23 protein-coding genes are annotated in these 20,322 nt (G+C 35.6%); 16 read left to right on the forward strand and 7 right to left on the reverse strand.

Annotated features, from left to right (window positions below):
• Positions 1 to 22 precede the first annotated feature (22 nt).
• The 6 genes from CG11_RS07175 to CG11_RS07200 all read left to right on the forward strand — a co-directional run bounded on the left by CG11_RS07175 (position 23) and on the right by CG11_RS07200 (position 5,981).
• Positions 23 to 673, forward strand: a complete 651-nt coding sequence (locus CG11_RS07175) for a hypothetical protein (protein WP_052594588.1) — start codon at positions 23 to 25, stop codon at positions 671 to 673.
• A 346-nt stretch (positions 674 to 1,019) separates the two neighbouring features.
• Complete coding sequence (locus CG11_RS07180) at positions 1,020 to 3,434, forward strand: choice-of-anchor J domain-containing protein (RefSeq protein WP_052594589.1); 2,415 nt, start codon at positions 1,020 to 1,022, stop codon at positions 3,432 to 3,434.
• A 5-nt stretch (positions 3,435 to 3,439) separates the two neighbouring features.
• Positions 3,440 to 4,030 carry a hypothetical protein gene (locus CG11_RS07185; protein WP_052594591.1) on the forward strand — a complete coding sequence of 197 codons (591 nt, stop codon included), beginning with the start codon at positions 3,440 to 3,442 and terminating at the stop codon, positions 4,028 to 4,030.
• A 277-nt stretch (positions 4,031 to 4,307) separates the two neighbouring features.
• Positions 4,308 to 4,826: a hypothetical protein gene (locus CG11_RS07190; RefSeq protein ID WP_052594593.1), complete on the forward strand. Its 519-nt coding sequence runs from the start codon at positions 4,308 to 4,310 to the stop codon at positions 4,824 to 4,826.
• A gap of 124 nt (positions 4,827 to 4,950) precedes the next feature.
• Positions 4,951 to 5,445, forward strand: a complete 495-nt coding sequence (locus tag CG11_RS07195) for a hypothetical protein (RefSeq protein ID WP_052594595.1) — start codon at positions 4,951 to 4,953, stop codon at positions 5,443 to 5,445.
• 14 nt (positions 5,446 to 5,459) lie between these two features.
• On the forward strand, positions 5,460 to 5,981 hold the full coding sequence (locus CG11_RS07200) for a hypothetical protein (RefSeq protein WP_052594597.1): 522 nt from the start codon (positions 5,460 to 5,462) through the stop codon (positions 5,979 to 5,981).
• A 25-nt stretch (positions 5,982 to 6,006) separates the two neighbouring features.
• On the opposite strand, the gene CG11_RS07205 is transcribed toward CG11_RS07200, so the two are convergent.
• Together CG11_RS07205 and CG11_RS07210 are read right to left on the reverse strand one after the other, a co-directional pair.
• Positions 6,007 to 6,606, reverse strand: coding sequence for a hypothetical protein (locus tag CG11_RS07205; protein ID WP_052594599.1), 600 nt, complete (start codon positions 6,604 to 6,606; stop codon positions 6,007 to 6,009).
• A gap of 136 nt (positions 6,607 to 6,742) precedes the next feature.
• A complete protein-coding gene (locus CG11_RS07210; RefSeq protein ID WP_052594601.1) occupies positions 6,743 to 7,084 on the reverse strand; it encodes a DUF6150 family protein in 342 nt (113 codons plus the stop codon).
• 286 nt (positions 7,085 to 7,370) lie between these two features.
• On the opposite strand from CG11_RS07210, the gene CG11_RS07215 reads away from it, so the two are divergent.
• The 8 genes from CG11_RS07215 (at position 7,371) to CG11_RS07250 (ending at position 12,283) form a co-directional block, all read left to right on the forward strand.
• The gene (locus CG11_RS07215) at positions 7,371 to 8,177 is read left to right on the forward strand and encodes a hypothetical protein (RefSeq protein WP_052594603.1); all 807 of its coding nucleotides are present in this window, start codon (positions 7,371 to 7,373) and stop codon (positions 8,175 to 8,177) included.
• Between the two features lie 372 nt (positions 8,178 to 8,549).
• Positions 8,550 to 8,816 carry a hypothetical protein gene (locus tag CG11_RS07220; RefSeq protein ID WP_052594605.1) on the forward strand — a complete coding sequence of 89 codons (267 nt, stop codon included), beginning with the start codon at positions 8,550 to 8,552 and terminating at the stop codon, positions 8,814 to 8,816.
• Positions 8,817 to 8,871: 55 nt separating this feature from the next.
• Positions 8,872 to 9,183, forward strand: coding sequence for a hypothetical protein (locus CG11_RS07225; protein WP_052594607.1), 312 nt, complete (start codon positions 8,872 to 8,874; stop codon positions 9,181 to 9,183).
• 46 nt (positions 9,184 to 9,229) lie between these two features.
• Positions 9,230 to 9,523, forward strand: a complete 294-nt coding sequence (locus CG11_RS07230; protein ID WP_052594609.1) for a hypothetical protein — start codon at positions 9,230 to 9,232, stop codon at positions 9,521 to 9,523.
• Positions 9,523 to 9,840, forward strand: coding sequence for a hypothetical protein (locus tag CG11_RS07235; RefSeq protein WP_052594612.1), 318 nt, complete (start codon positions 9,523 to 9,525; stop codon positions 9,838 to 9,840). The genes CG11_RS07230 and CG11_RS07235 overlap by 1 nt, the downstream gene beginning before the upstream one ends.
• A 2-nt stretch (positions 9,841 to 9,842) precedes the next feature.
• A complete protein-coding gene (locus tag CG11_RS07240; protein ID WP_052594614.1) occupies positions 9,843 to 10,136 on the forward strand; it encodes a hypothetical protein in 294 nt (97 codons plus the stop codon).
• 90 nt (positions 10,137 to 10,226) lie between these two features.
• On the forward strand, positions 10,227 to 10,523 hold the full coding sequence (locus CG11_RS07245; protein WP_052594616.1) for a hypothetical protein: 297 nt from the start codon (positions 10,227 to 10,229) through the stop codon (positions 10,521 to 10,523).
• The gene (locus CG11_RS07250) at positions 10,520 to 12,283 is read left to right on the forward strand and encodes a hypothetical protein (protein ID WP_156039689.1); all 1,764 of its coding nucleotides are present in this window, start codon (positions 10,520 to 10,522) and stop codon (positions 12,281 to 12,283) included. The genes CG11_RS07245 and CG11_RS07250 overlap by 4 nt, the downstream gene beginning before the upstream one ends.
• A gap of 19 nt (positions 12,284 to 12,302) precedes the next feature.
• On the opposite strand, the gene CG11_RS07255 is transcribed toward CG11_RS07250, so the two are convergent.
• The 5 genes from CG11_RS07255 to CG11_RS07275 all read right to left on the reverse strand — a co-directional run bounded on the left by CG11_RS07255 (position 12,303) and on the right by CG11_RS07275 (position 18,412).
• Positions 12,303 to 13,277: a hypothetical protein gene (locus tag CG11_RS07255; RefSeq protein WP_052594620.1), complete on the reverse strand. Its 975-nt coding sequence runs from the start codon at positions 13,275 to 13,277 to the stop codon at positions 12,303 to 12,305.
• A gap of 55 nt (positions 13,278 to 13,332) precedes the next feature.
• Positions 13,333 to 14,334 carry an SDR family oxidoreductase gene (locus tag CG11_RS07260; protein WP_052594622.1) on the reverse strand — a complete coding sequence of 334 codons (1,002 nt, stop codon included), beginning with the start codon at positions 14,332 to 14,334 and terminating at the stop codon, positions 13,333 to 13,335.
• A gap of 11 nt (positions 14,335 to 14,345) precedes the next feature.
• Complete coding sequence (locus CG11_RS07265) at positions 14,346 to 15,296, reverse strand: bile acid:sodium symporter family protein (RefSeq protein WP_052594624.1); 951 nt, start codon at positions 15,294 to 15,296, stop codon at positions 14,346 to 14,348.
• A gap of 13 nt (positions 15,297 to 15,309) precedes the next feature.
• The gene (locus CG11_RS07270; RefSeq protein WP_052594625.1) at positions 15,310 to 16,644 is read right to left on the reverse strand and encodes an NAD(P)/FAD-dependent oxidoreductase; all 1,335 of its coding nucleotides are present in this window, start codon (positions 16,642 to 16,644) and stop codon (positions 15,310 to 15,312) included.
• Positions 16,645 to 16,981: 337 nt separating this feature from the next.
• A complete protein-coding gene (locus CG11_RS07275) occupies positions 16,982 to 18,412 on the reverse strand; it encodes an amidase (protein ID WP_052594627.1) in 1,431 nt (476 codons plus the stop codon).
• Between the two features lie 551 nt (positions 18,413 to 18,963).
• On the opposite strand from CG11_RS07275, the gene CG11_RS07280 reads away from it, so the two are divergent.
• Entirely contained in the window at positions 18,964 to 19,419 is a 456-nt protein-coding gene (locus CG11_RS07280) for a hypothetical protein (protein WP_052594629.1), read from the forward strand.
• A 307-nt stretch (positions 19,420 to 19,726) separates the two neighbouring features.
• Positions 19,727 to 20,260, forward strand: coding sequence for a hypothetical protein (locus CG11_RS07285; protein ID WP_052594630.1), 534 nt, complete (start codon positions 19,727 to 19,729; stop codon positions 20,258 to 20,260).
• The last annotated feature ends 62 nt before the right edge of the window (positions 20,261 to 20,322 follow it).

Genomic DNA, 20,322 nt, shown 5'->3' on the forward strand with positions numbered 1-20,322 from the left:
CAACTTACACCCCAACTAATCTATGTTTATTCATCTTACAAAAGCCAAACATTGGCAAATCTTCTTCATTCTATTTGTTATCCCTTGCAGCATTCATTTCCTTTCCTTTCGGTTTCTTGTAGGAAGTCCTCCTTTCCTTAACCGACAAATGTTAGATTATCACATTACCTATATCAGTCCTTTTATAGTTCTTTATTTTTTATCAAGCTTGATGCTTTGGTTTCGAACGGTTGGTATTCTTTTGCAACGTTCCATTCCTATAGAGTTAAGATTGAATATCAAACGATTCCAATTCTTTATTTTTATTCCTATTGCTTATGGTTTATACTTGGAAGGTGTCTTATTTCAATTGACGGGTATTTCCTTCTTTGCCCCTTCTTTTGAACACCATCCCATCAAAATATTTCTATATATCCTTCCATTTCACTTGTGTGCTCTATATGGTATTTTGCACACTATTTTTTTTGTAGCTAAAACAATAAAGACCGCTGAATTACAGCGACAAGTCTACTTTAAGGAATGTATTATAACATTCTTTCTCTTGTATTTTCTTCCCATAGGTATTTGGTTTATTCAACCCAAAATCAATCGTATCATTCACATTTTACCTTCTTCTTCCCAAGCCATCAACCATAATCTTTTATTATTAGATGATGACAACTTTGAGGTATAGTTTTTTATCCATGATGAAATATTACCTAAATAGCGGGATTACCACTATATCTAAAACAGACCTACAAATAAACTCATAAAAACCTACCAATCAAACACATAGCACTCAAAACATATCTACCAACAAAATAATATGTACTTTTATTCCATATGTCCATCATCTACTTTTGAATAAAACGCAGGCATATGATCTATCAGCAGTGCTATCGCGTACACTAAAAGTTAATTCTACTAGTAAAATATTTTCTCCCCACCAGAATCTTGTTCTGTCGTATCCGACTAAACAAGAAGGAATGATTTCCTAATTTTTACACTACGATTTTTTAGTCTCAAAATCTATTATAATCATGAAGCTTAACTTTTTAATTTATTTTTGGGTGGGCAGTTTTTTATCTTTACAAGCTCAAACCATTCTTTTTTCTGAGGACTTTGAAAGTGGCACCTTGCCAACAGGCTGGTCTAGACAACAGGCAATAAGCTCTACTGGTTGGCAAGTCGGGATTTACACTTCTCTATCCAGCACCAATTTTCAAATTCCTCCACATTCCAACTTTGCCGTTTCTAATGACGATGCTTGTAACTGTGATATGAGTAATGATTTACTCATTAGCCCTGCGATTGATTTGAGCGCAGCCTCAATGCCCCAATTGACTTTTTCTACCTTCATTAATGGAAGTTATAACTCAAAGGGAAGTATTTTAGTGAGTACAGATGGAACCACTTGGAATACACTTCAAGACATTGCAACGAATCCTGCATGGAAAACCTATCAAGTTAATTTGATGCAATATGCTGGAGCATCTACCGTGTACCTTGCTTTTAAACACGATGATAACGGTTTTTATGCTAGTGGCGTGGCAATTGACGATATAGTTGTTTTTGAGCCTGCATTTGTTGGCAATACGATTTTATTTGAAGGTTTTGATGCTTGTACACTGCCAAGTGGCTGGGGAACTATTGAACATTTGGGAGGCGTAGGGTTTGAATTTGGCACTCCCAGTGCTTTATCTGGGAATACCGTAGCTATTCCCCCACATAGTGGGTGTGTAGCAGCTATTAATGATGCCAAACACGATGGCGTAAATGGAACGCCTAACAATGTAGACGATTTTTTGCATACGCCTAGTTTAGATTTAAGTAACTATAGTAGCGTATTTTTAGAATTTGATACTTGGGTGGCTTCGGATAGGAGATTTTACATGGACGTCGTTGTTAGTACAGACTCTATCAATTGGAATTATGTGAAAGGAATTTATTCTATAGATGGGTGGCGTTCTTTTCAAATCGATCTAACAAATTGGGCTGGTCTACCTAAAGTATATATTGGCTTTAGAGCAAGGGATTTCAACTTTACATACGATCAAGGAGGTGGAGCTATTGATAACATCCATATTTACGAACCACCGACACATGACTTAGAACTAAATCATGTTTTTCCTTATCAATACATGGCCGTTGGCAAAAGTCCTGTAAAAGGAAAAATTAAAAATTTAGGAAGCGATGTAATTAACTCTATAAATATCCATTGGCAAGTCGATAACGGTACAATTAACTCTGAAACACTTACTGGTTTAACATACGATCCTTTAAGTAGCAATGATTTTTTATTTAGTGACTCTATAGGAATTTATACAACTGGAACACATACATTAAAGATTTGGATTTCAGCACCTAATGGTTCTCCTGATTTAAATTTATCCAATGATAGTATTACTAAAACAATAGAAGTCCTTCCTTACCTTCCCAAAAAACGAGTAGTATTAGAAGAACATACAGCGACTTGGTGTACCTCTTGTCCAGAAGGACTGGACTCGACCATTGCTTTTTCAGATCGAAACCCTGATCTTATTGTCACAGCTATTCATAATGGTGACATTATGTCCTATACAGATGGAAATATAGTAGCGGGTGGCATGGGTTTGAGGGGACTGCCAAGTTTGACCATTGATCGCCGCCAATCCCCAAGTACCCAAAGTTTGTGGTTTAGTCCTTATAATAACTTGGAAGCTCCTTACCAAGAACATCGAGATTTGATAGAACCTATAGAAATTACATTCTTACAAAAAGCCTACGATACTTTAACCCACGAATTAACGGTTGAGGTAAATGCTGAGTTTTTTGTTGCCTACCCGCACGATGACCTTCGAATCAACGTCATCATTACAGAAGATAGTATCTCCAACGAATTTGATGCCAATTATAACCAAGCAAACGCCAATACATTTCCTTATTATCACCGCCATGTAGCTAGAGCCAACCTTGATGGTGCTTGGGGAACTCAAGGTAGTCTTCCTACTTCGGTAGCTGTTGGCAACTACTCCAAACTATTTACTTGGACAGTTCCTGATAGTTTTAACCTAGACCAATTAGAAATCATAGGCTTAGTGCAACGACATTCTGCCGACAGGTATAATCGAGCAATTCTCAATGCGAATAAGATTGGGTTTAATGAAAATTTATCTCCCACCTCCACCCAAGCAATTCAGCTCCTTACTAGCCCTAATATCAATATCTATCCCAATCCTTTTTCGGATAACTTGACCGTTGCTTTTAATTTAGCTACTACTGCTAATGTTAGCATAGAAATCGTGGATATGATAGGGCAACAGGTTGGCTTTTGGCAGAACAAGACCACTCCTGCTGGTCGTCAATTCGTAACAATGAGACCACATTTGAGTACGAGTTTAGTACAGGGCGTTTATTTTCTAACCATTCAACTTGGAGAAGAACTCTTCACCCAAGAAATCATCTATCAAAACTAAATTTTATGAAAACGATTTGCATTATCTTAATGGGGTTGGGATTAGCAGCAAGTATCACTGCTCAAACTTCTTTTTCTTTAAATTTCACAGATACTTGTTTTACAACAGGAACCAATAGCTATGTTGCTATAGAAGGAACGTTAAGAAACAAAAACGCCTCTCCTTTACAAATGAGTTTATTGCTAAAAAATGTCCACACACCCAGTGATTGGTCTGTTGTCGCTTGCGACCCTCAGCAATGCCTCCCTCTAGGAATTGTTTTTTCTACTTTCACAATGAGTCCCAATCAAGTTGCTCCTATTTTTGTAGACTTTACAGTTGGAAATACAGCAGGTGTTGGAACAGCAGAAATTGAACTTACCGATTTAAACAATTCAGAAACATCTCTTTGGACGCTAAAAGTTACGGCATCGACAACCACCAATACAGTAACCTATCAATTAGAGGAACAAAAGCCTATTCTTGTAGAATGGTTTAACTTTCAAGGACAACGTATCCAGAATATAAAAACTGTTCCTTCGGGTATTTATATTCGGCGGTTGAGTTTTGAGCGACAAGCGGCTTCTTCCACTCAAGTTTATGTCAATAATAATTAGTCTCTTTTTAAAATTTATGACAGGTCAAATTCACAACAAGAACTATGTGTTGCAAAATGCTAGCTCCTTTTGTGAATTTGACCTAAAAATTATGGTTATCAACCATTTTATCTTAGAAACCAATAACAATCATAACTTTTTAGCGTAAATTTTACATTTTCATAACTTTTATGCTAATTTAGTTTTAAATTAGATCTCAATGATTCTACATCCAATATTTTGATTATCAAAAACAATTGGTAGAAGACTCACTCAAACACAACACAAAAATTTAAAAATGGGGTTATTAGATTGGTTTAAAAAACAGACTAAGAAGGATGCCATAGAACTAAAAGAAGAAGGCAACCAAAGATCTATTTATGCTACCTTAAACAAAGCACAAGGTGAAGGGATTTCGCATAAAGAAGCACAAGCCATGCAAGCAGAAATTTTAGAGCTATTGAGCAAAGAAGATAAAAATTCTGCCATCAATTTTGCTTGTCAATTGCTAGCAAAAGGACAATACGAAGCTTGTATAAAAGCCTTCGAGAAAATCATGGAACAGGAACCATCCGAAAAAGGCACTTGTGAAAATCAAATTGGAGCGGCTTACTTTTTTCTAGGAAAATATCCAGAGGCAATAGCACACTACCTTTTGTCTTTACAAAATGGATTTGATACCGAAATGCTCGATTATAATATATGGGAGGCTGCTGAGGAACATTACAAGGCAACTGGTGATAACACCTTTGTTAAGACTTACTTACAACACTTTCCAGAAGGAGAAGCAAGAGCTGCTGCCGTGAAGTTATTATAAATAGGAACTATTTCCTGCCATACAAAACAAAAGCTTGCTTTTGAAAACATTTTGTTGTATATTTATCTTCTGCAAGATAGAAAAATCAAGTTTTTGTTTTATAGTTTATACAACTTCATATATCATGTCAACTACCCCTGCTATTAGTTTGGATGTTTCGGTCGTCATTACCAACAAAAACCACAAAAATTCTTTGGAATCTTTTGCCCATGCGCTTGGTTTGGCAGTAGAAATTTTGGAGGAAGTCCCCTTTCAAGACATCTATACTCCTACTAAAGATTTTGCCCATGCTTTCTTCTCCAACCAAGGAACCTTGTTTTTTATTCCTTCAGGAGAATACAATATAGCTGCTGCATCTAGAGCTAGTGAAGTTGCTTTTTTAGATATTGCACAAAGCACGGCTTCTTTTAATTTAGAATATGCCAAAGATGGTTCTATGCAACGCATTTATACCAATTTTAACGGTACCGTTCGTCGTAACATCAAAGCTCCATTGGAATGGGAGTCTAGTAGTAAATCTTATGTTGAAATAATGTCTGATGCGATACAGGCACTGACAGGGCAATCATTGGAATTGTATCAACAAGATAAAGCTGCTCGTTATCATATTATCAAGTAAACAGCTTTTTAGTCATGAGCCGTTTCATTCAAGAAAATAAGCTTGTTATTTTTCCTCCTGCTCAATACGAAGCCGATCATTTCATCAATCCTCATTTAGGGTGGCGATGGCTTTATATCTTTCTAGCTTGGTTGCTTATCTCTATTTTATTAGGATATTATGGCGAGTTGTTGGTTCCTGTTGTTCCTGACCAAGGCTTTTATAGAGAGTTTTTTATGAGTGCAGGACAACTAATCTTTCAAACAGTTGTTATTGGGCATCTTACCAAAAATCGACTGATTCATTATTTAGGAAACATGATGACAGTCTCTCTTATTGGTGCATTACTTTTGATGCCTGTTTTGTTATTGGCTTGGTGGACAGGTTGGGATGCCCCTTGGTGGTATACGACTTACTTTTTGGTCATCGTTGGGGTTATTATTTTAATCCACAAAGATAGAGTAGAACGACTAAAGTTGCATTGGAGTATTACGCTTTCTTGGATTGCCTATCGAGTTTTGCTATTAATCATTATTTATGGTATTGGTCCTTTATAATAACTATTGCTACATGACCTTAACTCTACTGTTCCATCATCAAAAGTTTTATTTCTTTTTCTCCCCCTCTCATATATTCCCCTCCTGTATTGATATAATATAGTTTCTTTCCTTCCAAAAAGAAGGCATAAGGCTCATAACTTACTAAAACCCAAATCTTTTTATTTTGACTCAATTCTTTTATGAACTTAAAAGCCTTTTTTGCATTAGTGGTGTTTGTAAAAATATATTCAGCAATTTTTGCTCTATAGCGATATTTGACAGGAAGTTCACTTTTAACAAAAACTTCTCTAGCTTCAGAGATATTATCGACAATCTCCAATAAGGAGTCTTTGTCTATTTTATTAGACAGGTGTAATTTTTCCAATCTACTAAATAAACGTGTTTTGAATACATTAAGACTATCAAGTGATTTTATGCGGTATCGTTTTTTTGATTGGTATAACTTCTCGGCTTTTTCTTTTAACTTAGATTCCTCTTTTTTTACGTTATTGCTATTGTCTAATGTATCCAATTGAACACGTTCACGAACCGTTGGTTGATTTTTGCTTTCAGATTTTTCACTTTCTATAGAACAAGAAAAAATTAGTATAGAAAAGAAGGCATAGTATAATATAGGTTTCATGTTTTACTTGTTATTTTTTCTGACCTCTTACTTACAACTATTAAGAAAATAAAAAATCGCTTCGAATTTAGGCCTATTAAACTCTTAGCCAATAGTACTGCCCAAAATCGAAGCGATGTAATAATTGTATTATTTTTTAGTGCATGATATGCTTCTTACCACTTTCACGCCAGCCTGCATCGTATTTTGAACTTGCGTAATAGATTTTCAGGTCAGCATCGTATTTTGAATCTACAAAATAGATTTTTTTGTCTGCATCATACTTTGAATCGACAAAAAACCATCGACCTGCTTTGTCGGTATCATATTTAGAATCTACTTTGTAAACGACTAAATCTGCATCGTATTTTGAATCTACAACATATACCTTTACATCGGCATCGTACTTGCTACTTGCTTCCCAAACTTTTTGGGCATTACTTTGTGTCGACATTGTCATAAAAATAACAAAGGCACATAAGAAGAATAATTGCTTCATGTTTTTTTATTTTGTTTGATAAAAATCTAATTACCTAAGATAGGTATTTTTATGTAATTATAACCATAGAAAGAAGAAGAAAGTGCCCTGTAATATCAAAAATTAAGACATTATTTACAGCACCACTTCCTTTCTAAACAAGTAAGAGTAACCTCCCCACAACAAATAGATTATCAACTCTCTAAAAAACCCACAGCAACAAGTCATTCAAGAAATCAGCTTTTTTTTGTAACTTACAATATCAGGTATTATAAATAAATGATTCCTTTGAACATAAGCGTACAATATGGACAAATACGACCGACAACTTGAGTTTCTAATTCAAACATTTCCTCATCATGCCAAAGAACATTGCCAAACTGTTTTTTTATCTGTTGCTAAAAGAGATTTACGCAAAGCTTTGTTTTATTTACTTCAACCCAATACAGAACTAGAAGAATTATTAGCCCTATTGTGGCACAATCCATCTGAATTGCCAGCTCAACAAATAGAATGGATTAATGATCTAATGCATTGGTATTGCCCCAATGCTTCCTACAAAAAAATAGTCCATCAAGCCTCTAAGAAAAAGCCTCTACTCTTAGAAAAAGAAACTATTCGTCGACTCAAATCTTTTCGTAGAGCTCCCAGGAAAGACATGTTCAAGCGGTGGTTTGAATTAATGGACAATCGCTCGGATACAGTGAGTTTGCATTTCTTGAAGTGTTTGCGCTCTTTCGACCGAGAATTAGAGCCTTTTTGGGCATATATCGATGCTTATGCTCGGTCTTCAAACCCTGATATTATCAAAGCAGCTTTGTCCTTACTGGCACAAATGCCTACAGGAATACAAAAATCTATCTTAACGATTGGAGGTTATTTAAAAGACCCCAAAATGCGTTTTTACGCTTTGGTTGCGATGCAAAACACCACACAATTATCCCCTGCCCTACTAAACAGCTTGCTCCATCCAATTGTTACAGAATATAGGCAACTTATGAACACACAAGGTCGTATAAATGATTTATGGGAAGAATTTAGAATAGTGCAAACCATTCTAAAAAATAATGGCATCCGTTTATCGATTCCAGACATTGGTTTGGGGCGTTTTTAAGGGCGTAAGTCGATTTCTAGATAACTACTTATTCATTTTAGGAACTCTGAAACTTCTTCTAATGGTTAATATAAGTATACGAGCTAACATTACTTCGTTGAAACCATGCAGTAGCAACAAAGTTAATCAATGGAGTATTAAACTAATAATACTCCGTTGATTTTTTAGTTTTCTTACGAAAAACGTAAAAAAGCATCTTGCATTAGTTTGATTATCAATCTTTTAGCACAAAAGCCAACAAAGATACATCTTGCTGATAATCAAACTAATACGATTTTTCAACGGAGTAATGAAACTAACAAATGTGTGCTATTAAAAACAGCTCTAGGCGCAATAATTATAATATTAAATCATAAAAAATAAAAGAATCAGATGTTCTGGACAGCAATTGCAATAATGGTTATTGGAGGGTATTATTTCGACCTTCAAAAACAAAAACTAAAACAAGAAAAACGTGGTGGTGCCAATTCTAAAGAAGTCAAACTCCAATTAGGTCGTTTGATGGCAGAAAATGAAGAAATGAAGGAGCGCATACGAAATTTGGAATACCTAATGACAGATCGAAAAGATTATATTGATATAGATTACGAGAAAGAGCAAATGAGATTGGACAACAATAACAATAAGTTTGAATACTAAACCACCGAACCTTATTTAATTACTTCATCTCTTTTCACTAAAACAACAACCAACTATGGACGAGTTTTTTCTGTTTATGCTTACCGTGATAGGTGTCCCTATGGGATTTTATTTCCTTGGAGCTTACCTAAAAATCAAGCTTCAAAGCTTGCGACAAAAACACAACTTAATAGAACCCAATGCCAATACTAAAAATATGCAACAACAAATGGAGTACTTAATGCATGAAAATGAAGAAATAAAAGAGGAGCTCCACAACATTAAGTATTTACTAAGTCGACAGGACAAACGAGAACGCATTGATTTAGATTATGAAAAAGAGCAAATGAGATTGGATTATGATGCCAAAGGTTCTTTATCCCTTTAAATCTTATTATCTTAATTGTATTTCTTAATCTTTGCAAATTTATATTATGGAAATTCTTGTTCCCATTATTGCCATTATCATGATCTTTTCTATTCCACTGGTTGCCTTATCCAATGCCCATAAATTAAAACTTGAAAAGCTAAAGGCAACCCAAAATGGTGGCAATGAAGCGGTTTCTGATTTGCGCAAACAAGTTGGTCATTTGATGGCTGAAAATGACGAAATCAAAGAACGGCTTAAAAATCTAGAATATTTATTGACCAATGACTCCAAGCGCATTGACTTAGATTATGAAAAAGAACAAATCCGAATTGATCAACAGAATAAATTTAATTCATAATGGAAGTCATAATTGAACTTGCAATTGTTTTTGGTTTTGGGGCTGTTTTTGTAACTTTATTTTTCTTTCTGTTTCAGATCTTGCGACTAAAACTAAAAAAACTAAAGCGAGAATTTGCAGAAGAAAAGGAGTTGAGTCAAGTTGATGTTCTAAAAAAAGATATTGGCTATTTGATGGCTGAAAATGAGGAAATGAAAGAGGAATTGCGAAACATCAAATATTTACTTAGTGGAGAAATCAGCAAACAGGCTATTGACTTAAAAGCGTACGAGAAGCAACAAATTGAAATTGATAAAAGAAATAAATTTGAATTATAATTATGCTAGCAGAAATAGCCCTCTTTATTTGTGTTTCAACAGTTATTTTAGTTTTTATCTTAACTCGTTTTTACCTCAAATTACAAGAGTTAAAATACAAACATAATTCTCATTCTAATCAAAGCGCCTCAGAAATAAAGCAACAACTGGGACACGTAATGGCCGAAAATGAGGAAATGAAAGAAGAGTTATCCAATATCAAATACCTATTAAGTCAAGACAAACGATTTATTGATATTGAAGCTTACGAAAAAGAACAAATCCGAATTGATCAAGAAAATAAAATGAACTCGTAACTTTATTCGTAGATTACTGCACTGATACACTCTTCATATTCAATCCGTGCTTAAACGGACTATTTTGTTTATTCAATTGATCATACTATTATGCCTGTATTAGCTGGATTATTAGCCCTTTGTTTGTTGCTGGTTATTGGTTATACCTTGACTACTTCTAACAAAGCATTCAAAGAAAAAATGGAACAAGAAAAGCAACAAAAAGCCCTTGCTGAACAATTACAAGCTGTACAAAATCAAATTTCTAATTTAGAACAACGATTGGGCAATGTAGAAGTGATTTTGACAGATAGTCAATTTATGGATCCTCCTACCAATGGGCGTGAAGCAATTGATTTAAAAGCAGAGATTAATGAACTAAAATCCATTATTAAAAACTTGAGGTGAACAACAGCATTTTACGTATCCAACGACTCTTAAACATTTCCATTGTATTAATAACGGTCATCGTTATTTTAGGGTGTCTTGGTCTGTGGATCGTGAATTACGAAACATTAACAAGTTTTATTCTAAAAATGGTGCACAAAGAGTCTTGGCGCACCTATTTTGAGCAAGAAGTATTTCCCCCTAGCCGCTTCCATCTATTGCAATACTTGGTCCTGATACTAAGTCTATTTTGGGCTTTTATTGGTTATCGGCTTTATACTCAAACACAATACTTAGCAACGAGCTTTGCTTATTTTGGGCGACAATCCAAAAATATTCTTCATCGCCAGATTCAACAATTTGAAAAGCAAGAAACCTTTTTTTTCCTTTCCATTTTATTGCTTTTTTCCCTCCGAGGAATCCTCCAAATATACCGTTACGAACTTCAATACGATGAAGCATGGACCTATAACCATTTCATTTCTAATGGCTTTTTTGTTTCCGCAATTAGCCCCAACAACAACCACATTCTCTATACCTTAATTGCTTGTTGGTTTGATTACTTGCCCTTTGAAGCCAAATATTGTTTGCGTTTTCCTGCTTATTTGGGAGGTATAGCTACCTGCATCCTTTTTTACGGTATGGTTCGAAGCTTATTAGGACAGCGGGAATGGGCATTAATCGCCTTAGCATGGTTTGCATTTTCACCAGCAATTTGCTTCTATTCTATGTACGCAAGAGGATATATCTTTCAGATATTTTTCACTATTTTGACGTTGTGGACAAGTTTAAAACTAAGCACTCCACGCACTTCGATTTCCTCGAATTACCTTTGGGGCGTATGGATTATTGCTAGTATTTTAGGATTTTACAGCGTTCCGACCTATGCCTACATTTGGCTGGTGATCAATTCATTTTTAGGCATTCATTTTTTCACCCAATCTGGTCAGTATAAAAAATGGTTAATAAGCTTATTGAGTGTTCTTTTGGTAACAACTCTTTTATACTTTCCCTTTCTAATCACCAATGGTTTTAATACCCTGATTGCAGTTGCTTCTACTGAAGCCCCCCAAGGTGAACATTTTGTCTCTTATCAAGACAAAGTAGCCGATTGGATACTTTTTGGAGGAGGACGTGGCACCTCTGTCTATTGGTTTTGGCTGTTGTTAACCTGCTGCACCCTCTCTATATGGTGGAAAGCAACGGCTCAACGAATCAAAAGGACGATAGAACTGGTTATCCTTTTTTTACTATTTCCTTCCCTCTTGAACCTTTTGATAGGTACGCAACCTCCTTATCGTGTTTGGTGTTTTTTGAGTATTGCGGTGGGACTATCTCTGGGAATAATAGGTTCTCATTATACCCAGAAACTAACATCCTCTGTTGTATTCATCCTAATAGGTCTTAGTTTAAGCTTTTTTAGCATTTGGCGAACAGAAGTACACTATGCCATTCGTTGGAGTGCAACACTAGATCAAAATGTAAAAACAATATCAAACGTACTCCTACAACATAATTTTTCTGAAGTTTATCTGTTTTCCAACTATGACAAGCCTTTATTGGAGTATTATTATTTAATAAAAGAAAAACGTTTAAAGGTATTTATGGAAGCTAAAGCCAGTAAAAACCATGCTCCGTTTATCAATACTCGTCTTTATCCTGTTGTCTTATGGGACAAAGAAGATCGAGTGGCATCTTTAGAGGAAAAACAGTGGTTAGAGCAATACTACCCTATCACTTTGTACGAAGATGCCCGTGTTGCCTTGCGAAAACCTCTATAATACCAAGCTTCTCTTCTTGTTAACTGACATCTTTAAACCTCAAAGCACGAACAGCACGTTCAAAGGCATTCATATTCGGCTCAACATCCTTGGCACAGGTTCCTATAAACAATAAAGAAGATTCTTCCCCCAAAATAATAGTTTGATACAAGTAAGAAACTTGACCTTCCATTTCTATCGTAGCTTTGAGTACTAGGGCAGTTTGGTCCGCTAATTCAAGTTCTGTGATTTCTTCAGATAAGAATGTCGCTCTCTGTTGAGTTTCATAACGCTGAATTAATTCATTGGTATAATTTTGAGCGGCATCTTTAGACATAAAAGGCAATGGAGCAATTGTTATTCCTGGAACTTCCTTATGCTCTATGGTATCTGCCGCACCATTCGGACTAAAGATAAACATGGTATTTATCTTAGTATTGAATTCAAAATCAAAACTATCTTTATTAAAAGTAAAATTCGCTAATTCAAAGGGATCTAATTCAAACGCTTCGTCATAAAAAACAGTTCTTATAATCTGAATCAACTCCTCCTTGCCTTCTGCATCAGAGTTTTTGCATACGCCCACCATCGATGCCACAACAGTTTCATTTCCAAACCAAATACCAAGTTTGGTTTCTCCTGGATATTTAGACGGACCTTCAAAGTAGATTGCATCGTAGTTATTGACCTTTATTTCTTGATAAACATCTACTTGTGCTCCTTGCGCTTCAATCGCTTCTCTTGACAGATTAGCTTTTGCTTCTTCAAAAGAAGCGGGCATTTCCATGACTTGAAAATACAACTTTTCTTTCTTCTGATATCGGGCTAACTCTTCCACATGCTCATATTCTTCAGGAGCAACAACCCATACTTTTGTTCCTGCTACTCGAATATGTTGTTTGGTTTTAGACGTTTGAATGGATGTAAAATCCTCTCTCTTGGGCTCCGTACAAGAAAAAAAGATATTGAATAATAAGAATGGTAATAATAATTGAATGGTTTTAGGCAGCTTCATTTTTAATCAGTTCTCAATATTTATAATTCGATACCATCACAAGATAAATCTATTTTTAGGAATTAGGAAACAGCACCTTTATTTCATCTATACTACCCTTACGCATTTTTTTAGCCTCCAAGTAATACAAAAAAGTTTCTAACGATGTTTTTTGAGGAATATAACCAAACTCTTCCTTCAACTTTCTATTATCTAGAACGGGTCGATACTGAATGAATAAAATCTGATCGGGACCATACTTCGTCCAGCCCAATCGACGCCCCATCTTCAATCCCAACCTTAACCAACGGGCAGGAATTGCCCAATAGGGCTTGCCTAAAATTTTTGCTAAATCAGCATTTGTAATAGCTCCATCACCCGCTAAATTATAAATACCCGTTTGAGTAGAAAAAACAGCTTTGTGCATACAAGTTGCTACATCCTCATCCCATACGAAGACATAAGGACTAAGGTGGTTCTTGATCCCCAATATTCGTTTCTTATCAAAAAGATTGGTAATCAAATTTTGAGTACTTGCGCCCAAAATCGTACAAACCCTAAATACGACCTGTTCCAAATTGGGGTGTCGCTGCCTATATTCTGCTAACATTGCTTCTACTTGCCTTTTGTGAGCAGAATAGGCAAAAATTTCATTGCCTCGAAGGGGATCACTTTCTTTTAGCCAACTAGGATTATCGGCATGATAACCATATGCCGCACCACTCGAACTAATAACAATTCGTTGAGCACCAACTTTTAGACAGGCATCTAAAATATTTTGAGTTCCCAAAACATCTACTTCGTATTGAAATGCTCTAGAACTAGCTTGAGAATCAATAATTGCAGCCAAGTGAATAACACTAGTAATCTTTGTTGTCGCCAAATGTTTCCAGAGATCTTTGTCCCTAATATCTGCTTGAATATACACAACACCTTTCAACCGTTGTTTAGGATTAGCTTCTTTGACATCCATTGCAACCAATGCCTCTATGTTCCCTTTCTTTAAATCACTGTGAAGACGCTTTAATACAATCTGACCTAGATAGCCCAAAGCCCCTGTGATAAGTATTCGCTGCATCTTATTCTTATTTAGTTTGTTTGATTTAATCTAGTTAATGCGTCCAATTCCTTCCTCGATTTTCTTTGCCAATACCATGCTAGCGTCAAGCCTGAAATCATATGCCATACGCCCCACCATGCTACAATAATTCCCATTCCTCCAAGATGCTCAAAATATTGAAAAAACAAAATTAGCCCCAAACCAGAATTTTGAATACCAACTTCTAACGATACTGTTTTACTATCATCGTGACTTAATCCTGCACCTTTAGCGCCCCAATACCCCAATGTCAACGCCAAGCTATTCTGTATAAAAACAACAATAGCAAATGTTCCAATATAGTTGATAAAGGTTTCAAAATTAGCCAATAAAGCGCCAATGATTAGAACGACAAAAAATAGAATAGAAAAATACTTCATTGGCTTTTTGATACGGCTTGCCAACTCTTTTTTATAATGAGCGATGAGCATTCCCACCGTTAACGGGATGCCCAGCAACAATGTAATGGTCATTAACATATCCAACGGATCAATAGACAATTCTGATAACAACGTATGGGTACTTGGAAGTAAGGCACCCCAAAAAGAAAAATTAAACGGAGTCATTATCAAAGCTGCTATGGTAGAAATAGCAGACATGCTTACAGATAGAGCTGTATTGCCTTTTGCTAAATGTGTAAAGAAATTAGACATATTTCCTCCAGGGCAAGCTGCCAGCAGTAACATCCCCAAAGCCACACTTGGATAGAAGATTGTTGGAGCAAATTGACTCGTTCCCCATATCATTAAAAACGTTAGTGCAGGAAAAGCGACAAACTGCAAACTCAAACCGATTAACACTGCTTTGGGATTCTTTAGAACACGTTTAAAATCGATCACCTTAATATCAAGTGCCACTCCAAATATAATAAAACCCAAAACGAGTTTTAATATAAATTGTGTGTTGTCATCAAAGGTTATTTGTACGCTATCAATCCCCATACATTTTTAATTTCTATCCTTTTTGTAATGCTTTTGTTTCTTTATTCACCAAATTTCTATAGGTATCTTTATGGACATAAAAAGACATCCGTTCTAATTTTAAGTAGTTGTACCCTCCACTCAAATCGGGCTGTTTGCCACGCTTCTTCTTTTTAAACGCCAAAGCTTTAGAACTTTTCTCTTCCATTCCTTTGATATAATGTGCCATTAGACGAGCTTGCTCATAACGCCCTTCCCACCCCAAACCTGTTGCTTCGATCATTCCTAACACAAACAAATTATCATACTCTGGATGAAAAATCTTAAGGTAAAGCTCTGGTGCCATTCCCGACCAGTTAAGGTGTTTTTTATCAATAAAAGGATAATGCAACTTATAACCTGTTGCCAACACAATTAAATCATATTGCTCCGAATGCCCATCTTTAAAATAAACCTCCTTGTTCTTCATATAATCAATATCCTTCTGCACCTTTACATCCCCTTGACCAATGTGATGCAAAATCAAGGTATTCACGACAGGATGAGATTCGTACATCTTATAAGTTGGTTTTGGAAACCCAAATCGTTCAGGATCTCCTGTAAACCACTTTAGCAATTTATTATCAAACGATTGTTTTAACCGACGAGGAAGCTTGATTTTTCCTCCAATGGTATCCGAAGGTTTCCCAAACACATATTTAGGGACAAAATAATACCCTCTACGTACACTAATATCTATCTTATCTGCGTAATGTACCGCATCTACTACGATATCGCAACCACTATTACCCGCCCCAATGACCAACACATTTTTTCCTTTGAATATAGAAGCTTTTTTATAAGCTGCCGAATGCATCATTTCTCCCGTGTAGTTGCCCTTAAATGTTGGGACATTCGGCTCAGACAAAGTTCCATTGGCCAAGATAACGCCTTTGTATTGGTACGTCTTGCTTCCCCATTCAGGATTGCTCAATGTGATCGCCCATTGCGCTCCATTTTTTTCTACTCGCTCTACTTTGGTATGAAAATAATAATGATCGTATAGTTTAAAATGGGTAGCATAGTCTATAAAATACTGACGCATTAATTGATGGCTCGGATAATCAGGTGTACCTTCTGGCATGGGGAAATCTAAAAACTGAGTGGTTGTTTTAGACGAAATCAAATGCGCAGATTCATACATGGTACTTCGTGGGTTGGTAATATTCCACAAGCCTCCAAAATCATTGCCCATTTCAAAACCATCAAAAGCAATTCCTAACTCCTTTAAAGCCTTTGCACCAGACAAGCCTGCTGGTCCCCCTCCAATAATAGCATATTTTTCTTCTGTTTGCTGTGGGTATGCTGATCGTTTTTTAGAATTTCCCATTGTTGGTTGATTTTTGTATGGTCAATAGTATGAATGCCGACTATACAAATTACGGTTAAAACGATTGCTTTTTCATCCGTATACTGTATCAACAATAAGCTCAAATTACATTTCTAACTTACCCAATTCAGAGCTAGAGTTCTTATATTAAGCACTAAATCAAGCATAAAATATAGCTTACCTCCCAAACCACCAACCAAGTCCATTCACTATTAAATGGCTATACTAAATAGCTACAACATTATTTCAAAATTCTTAAAGGTGCATAAGCTTTATACAATCCATAGGAATAGCTTAAGTTACTCCAATAGATTACTATAAATAAAAACTTACATTTCTAACTTTTAATAGAATGGTTTGCTTGAATTATTTTTGTCCAATCCATCAATCCACCTTTTTCTTCTATTTCCCATGCTAATTCTAATAATTGGCGATCATCGCCCAATTTTCCAGCCAACTGCACCCCCAAAGGCAAGCCATTTTTACATTGTCCCATTGGCAAAGAAATGGCAGGGGCTCCTGTTACATTCTGAAACGTTGTATAATTTACATATTGGCTCAGTTTTTCTATACTAGCAAAGAAGTTGTTCTCTGGGCTAAAATACCCAATCTCAGGTACAGGATGGGACAAGACAGGACTCAGCAAGACATCGTATTGATCATATAGACTATTATAATAATTCGTAAATTTTTTCAAACGTTTAATACTCTTAGCAGTGCTAAACATCACTTTAGGATAAACCTTTGCCATTTGAGTTGTAAAAACCTCCAATTTCGAATTATTAAAACCTATTCCATAAGAAACCTTTCCAAATCGATACAGCATATAGGTAATAAAACTCCAATAAGCCAAGAAATCAATTTTGGTTTCTTGTGTAAATGGATTTGAAATTAACTCTACCTGATGCCCCAAACTTTCACAAAATCTTCCTGCCGATAAAGTAACATCATCGACTTCTGGATGGCTTTTGATTTGGGTTGGTGTTTCTGTAAAGACACCTATTTTTAATCGCTTTTGAAGCGGGCGATCAATCCAGCCAATCTTAGGCAATTGAGGATTGGCATAATAAGTTTCAGCTGCTGCATAGTAATTAGCAGAGTCTCGAACTGTTCTAGAAACAATTCCTTGACAAACAATATCAATAGGCAACATAGAAGTAGGCGATTCCATATCTCGCCCTCTACTTGGTTTTAGCCCAACAAGCCCACAACAAGCAGCAGGAATTCGAATAGAGCCGCCACCATCTGCGGCATGTGCAAACGGTACAATTCCAGATGCGACTAAAGCTCCTGCTCCTCCAGACGAACCTCCTGTCGAATAACTTAAGTGGATTGGATTAAGTGTTGTTCCTTGCTGTAAGGTTTCTACTGCTGGCAAAAGTCCAAATTCCGAAGTACTTGATTTACCTAAAACAACACATCCAGTAGATAATACCTGTTGAGTATTTTTTTCATTTTTTTTCTGAGGTACCGCAGGTACTCCCAAAGAGCCATGTAAGGTTGGTAAACCTTCTACATGTGTCAAATCTTTGATAAAAGTAGGCACTCCTTTAAAATAAGCATCCTTCTCTTCTTTTTGAACAACAGGCTTTTCAAAACAATCCGTTACAATTGCATTGAGCGTTGGATTTAGTGCTTGGGCACGTTCTATAACACAATGAACCGCTTCTTTAGAACTAATGGCACCTTTCTTAATTTGCTCGGCTATTTCTGTAGCATCCATTGTTCCTAAAATACCAATATCAAAAGCATGCATTTTCTGTTTCATAAGATTGTTTTGTTGTTGTTGAGTGGAGATGATTACATCTTAAACATGTCTATTTAAGTACTTGCCCCTATTGAACCAATAGAATTAACGATTAATATAGGTAGAGACTCTTTATACCTACGCCATCTAGTCAAAACAATCTATTAAATTATCATCACTATTCTATCAAATAATTCAATTTAATCAAAAAATTAAAATTTTATTCTAAAAAAATGAACAATACTGTTTTTTTAGTGTTAAAATAGTAGTTGGTCTTCTAAGCGATACCTTCTCAATAATTTCTATCTAAATTATTGTCTCTCTCTACTAGAACTTCCTTTCTTCAGTTGACGGTATCCCTTGCTGGTAATCTAAATTTTGCTTATCCCACTAAACATCATTGATGAACTATACCAAACATCAATACTACGTTGATTTGCTTTGTTACTCCCTATGGTACGATTGCGTGACTTCAACGAACTATTGACGAAATATAGTTCAAGCATTTTATTCAATTTGTCTTTTATCAATGATAAGATGACTGACACATTCTTTAATTAAAAAACATAATTATGAAATTTCTATTATCAATAGCCATATTAATATTCACGTTTAGCTCGGTCTTTGCCATAGATGCACCTACTCAAGAAGATAAAATGGTAGCTGTTATTCTTATAATGGACGACGGAGAGGATGATCAACAAGTTGTGGCAACTCTATACACCTCTTTAATGGCAGCTGAAAAAGTTGCTAAGGTATTAGACATCGAAATGCAGGCAGAAGACGAAGTCAACGATGATGTATTCGTTTTTGCATTAAAATCAGAGGAACAAAAAAATCTGACCATGAAGATGTTTGATGAAGAAGGGTATCAACTGGCTGCCAATCGTAATATACAAGTCCAAGACGGCAACAATTATAATGCGTTAAATGTAAAAACGCTAGAGGACGGAACCTATCAATTTATATTAATGGATGAAAATGGTGCAGAAAAGAAAAAAACAATAACTATTAATCGAAATAAATAGTTGCTACATCATGTAGCAAATTAATGTGCTATATCTATAATCAATAGATTAATCTATTGTCCTCTAGAAGCGCTACACCTCAATGGTGTAGCGCTTTTTTTTGGTTTTAATTAAAATTATTATTATATTATAATACCTGAACCGTTTCTATTTTTTTGTTCAAAAATGAAAACAAATTCTAAAAAAACAAAACATATAAAAAACAGTAATCCAAAGATTTAAAAACATGGTCTATTTTTTTCGCCTCTAAGTTTAGCCAAACTTAGTATCGCGCGCCACATTTGCTATCATAATTAAATGGGAAACAATGCTACATAAAAACATCCTACTATCATTCTTATTTTTATTCATTACGTTTCAATACAGCTTTTCTCAAAGTCACGTTTCTCAGTACTTGCACCAAATACTAGCAACAGAGCAAGATCCTGAAACCCCTCCTTCTACTATGTATTTAAAACTCCATACATCAAGAGTTGAAATTCAACAAATGAAGGGAACACGCTTGATGGTAACAGGAAAAGTTTTGCTGGGTATTCCAAATGTTTTTTTTCTAGACGTTTTAATTGAAAAAGGACGCTACGAATTATTTCTTTCTGCGGATGGTGGAAGCGGTCTCCGTTTGGAGGACAAATCTAGGCAACCAATGATACTTCAAGGCGAACAATGTAGAGAAGAAGTTTCTTATGTTATTTATATTCCTGAAACAGTAACAACCGTTGCTTTTGAAGATGCCGTCACAGGAGAGACAAGGGTACTTCCTATCAAGAAAAGAGAACAACCGCTTGCTTCTTCGGCACCTCCAGCTAGTGCTGCTCCTCAAGTTTTCATAAAAGATAAATAAAGAATAAGCCGTATGTTGCACAATGATACATTCTTTATTCCTATTTTATCAATTAGTATTAG

Origin of the sequence: Aureispira sp. CCB-QB1 (assembly GCF_000724545.1) — a bacterium.
Taxonomy (GTDB): domain Bacteria; phylum Bacteroidota; class Bacteroidia; order Chitinophagales; family Saprospiraceae; genus Aureispira.

Bases quoted from the DNA above. Each gene is read 5' to 3' on its own strand.
- CG11_RS07200 (WP_052594597.1), top strand. From the start codon at position 5,460: ATGAGCCGTTTCATTCAAGAAAATAAGCTTGTTATTTTTCCTCCTGCT.
- CG11_RS07235 (WP_052594612.1), top strand. From the start codon at position 9,523: ATGGAAGTCATAATTGAACTTGCAATTGTTTTTGGTTTTGGGGCTGTT.
- CG11_RS07240 (WP_052594614.1), top strand. From the start codon at position 9,843: ATGCTAGCAGAAATAGCCCTCTTTATTTGTGTTTCAACAGTTATTTTA.
- CG11_RS07210 (WP_052594601.1), bottom strand. From the start codon at position 7,084: ATGAAGCAATTATTCTTCTTATGTGCCTTTGTTATTTTTATGACAATG.
- CG11_RS07215 (WP_052594603.1), top strand. From the start codon at position 7,371: ATGGACAAATACGACCGACAACTTGAGTTTCTAATTCAAACATTTCCT.
- CG11_RS07255 (WP_052594620.1), bottom strand. From the start codon at position 13,277: ATGAAGCTGCCTAAAACCATTCAATTATTATTACCATTCTTATTATTC.
- CG11_RS07190 (WP_052594593.1), top strand. From the start codon at position 4,308: ATGGGGTTATTAGATTGGTTTAAAAAACAGACTAAGAAGGATGCCATA.
- CG11_RS07280 (WP_052594629.1), top strand. From the start codon at position 18,964: ATGAAATTTCTATTATCAATAGCCATATTAATATTCACGTTTAGCTCG.
- CG11_RS07225 (WP_052594607.1), top strand. From the start codon at position 8,872: ATGGACGAGTTTTTTCTGTTTATGCTTACCGTGATAGGTGTCCCTATG.
- CG11_RS07220 (WP_052594605.1), top strand. From the start codon at position 8,550: ATGTTCTGGACAGCAATTGCAATAATGGTTATTGGAGGGTATTATTTC.
- CG11_RS07275 (WP_052594627.1), bottom strand. From the start codon at position 18,412: ATGAAACAGAAAATGCATGCTTTTGATATTGGTATTTTAGGAACAATG.
- CG11_RS07230 (WP_052594609.1), top strand. From the start codon at position 9,230: ATGGAAATTCTTGTTCCCATTATTGCCATTATCATGATCTTTTCTATT.
- CG11_RS07285 (WP_052594630.1), top strand. From the start codon at position 19,727: ATGCTACATAAAAACATCCTACTATCATTCTTATTTTTATTCATTACG.
- CG11_RS07245 (WP_052594616.1), top strand. From the start codon at position 10,227: ATGCCTGTATTAGCTGGATTATTAGCCCTTTGTTTGTTGCTGGTTATT.
- CG11_RS07175 (WP_052594588.1), top strand. From the start codon at position 23: ATGTTTATTCATCTTACAAAAGCCAAACATTGGCAAATCTTCTTCATT.
- CG11_RS07180 (WP_052594589.1), top strand. From the start codon at position 1,020: ATGAAGCTTAACTTTTTAATTTATTTTTGGGTGGGCAGTTTTTTATCT.
- CG11_RS07265 (WP_052594624.1), bottom strand. From the start codon at position 15,296: ATGGGGATTGATAGCGTACAAATAACCTTTGATGACAACACACAATTT.
- CG11_RS07195 (WP_052594595.1), top strand. From the start codon at position 4,951: ATGTCAACTACCCCTGCTATTAGTTTGGATGTTTCGGTCGTCATTACC.
- CG11_RS07260 (WP_052594622.1), bottom strand. From the start codon at position 14,334: ATGCAGCGAATACTTATCACAGGGGCTTTGGGCTATCTAGGTCAGATT.
- CG11_RS07185 (WP_052594591.1), top strand. From the start codon at position 3,440: ATGAAAACGATTTGCATTATCTTAATGGGGTTGGGATTAGCAGCAAGT.
- CG11_RS07205 (WP_052594599.1), bottom strand. From the start codon at position 6,606: ATGAAACCTATATTATACTATGCCTTCTTTTCTATACTAATTTTTTCT.
- CG11_RS07270 (WP_052594625.1), bottom strand. From the start codon at position 16,644: ATGGGAAATTCTAAAAAACGATCAGCATACCCACAGCAAACAGAAGAA.